General features: G+C 58.8%; 1 protein-coding gene. It reads left to right on the forward strand.

All coding sequences use genetic code 11. The features are described 5' to 3' along the window. Positions 1-53 precede the first annotated feature (53 nt). Positions 54-1,288 (forward strand): IS3 family transposase gene (locus V3B25_RS22305; protein ID WP_223224739.1). Its coding sequence is split into 2 segments (ribosomal slippage): positions 54-405 and positions 405-1,288, totalling 1,236 coding nucleotides; the frame shifts between segments, so codons are not numbered across the junction. The last annotated feature ends 51 nt before the right edge of the window (positions 1,289-1,339 follow it).

The following is a 1,339-nucleotide window of genomic DNA, read 5'->3' on the forward strand; positions in this document are numbered from 1 at the left end:
TGACCCGTCCTGAATTGGGTTGACACCTTTTCCCTCTGGAAAAGGAATGTTCAATGAAATCAACAATCAGGCGCAGTCAGCGGGATTACTCGCTGGCCTTCAAGTTGTCCGTGGTCGATCAGGTCGAGCGTGGAGAACTGACCTATAAGAAGGCTCAGGAGCGATACGGTATCCAAGGTAGCAGCACGGTTCTGAAGTGGCTTCGCCGCCATGGTCGGCAGGATTGGTCCGGTGGTGCATCATCTGCCCCCATGACGACTTCTCCCAAAAGTGGACCGGCCACGCCGCTGACGCCGGAACAACAGATCAAGGCCCTGCAGGTCCAGTTGCGGGAGGCCAACGAGAAAGCACAGCTTTTCGAAGCCATCGTGGATGTCCTCAAAGAGGATTACGGGGTGCGCATCGTAAAAAAGCCTTCAGGCAAGTCCTCACGCAAGGGCGCCTCAAAGGCGTAAGCGTGGCAAGGGCTTGCCGCCATTTCGGCATCAGTCGACAGGCGTTCTATCAAGCGGGGTGCCGGCATCAACGACGACGCGCCAGCGAGACCAAAGCACTGGCGCTGGTGAGCGATTGCCGCGTGCGGCAGCCACGGATCGGGACGCGTAAGTTGCACCATTTGATCGGACCGAAGCTGCAGGCGGCGGGAATCACCATGGGACGTGACCGGTTGTTTGACGTACTTCGGGAAGCGCGCCTGCTGGTACCGAAACGTCGGGCTTATCACAAGACTACCGACAGCCATCATCGCTTTCGCAGGCATCCGAATCTGCTCAAACCTGGCCAAGGATGCGTAATACCAACCGGTAGCGAGCAGGTGTGGGTGGCGGACATCACCTATCTGCCGACGCAGGGGAAGTTCGTGTATCTGAGCCTGGTCACCGATGCCTGGTCGCGCAAGATCGTGGGCTGGAGCGTGCATGAAACGCTACAGACAGAGCAGGTAGCTCAGGCGCTGGAGATGGCGCTGAAAGGGAGAAAGACACCGCAGAAGCTGATCCATCACTCTGATCGTGGAATCCAGTACTGCTCGGATTACTACCAGAAGATCCATGCGCGGCACGGCCTGACCTGCTCGATGACCGACGGCTACGACTGCTATCAGAACGCTCTGGCAGAGCGAGTCAACGGGATCCTCAAGTGCGAGTTCCTGCTTCATCGCCCACGGGACCTGGGGCAAGCCCGCCAGATGGTGGCTGAGGCCGTAGACATCTACAACGCTGAGCGCCCCCACCTGTCCCTTAAAATGCAGACGCCCGATGCGATGCATCGGGCGTCTTTGGCCGCCTGACGGCGGCCGGACCATCCACCCATCGGTGTCAACCTATGGCAGGACGAGTCA

The sequence above is a fragment of the Stenotrophomonas sp. SMYL8 genome (genome assembly GCF_036320065.1).
Lineage (GTDB): Bacteria > Pseudomonadota > Gammaproteobacteria > Xanthomonadales > Xanthomonadaceae > Stenotrophomonas > Stenotrophomonas maltophilia_A.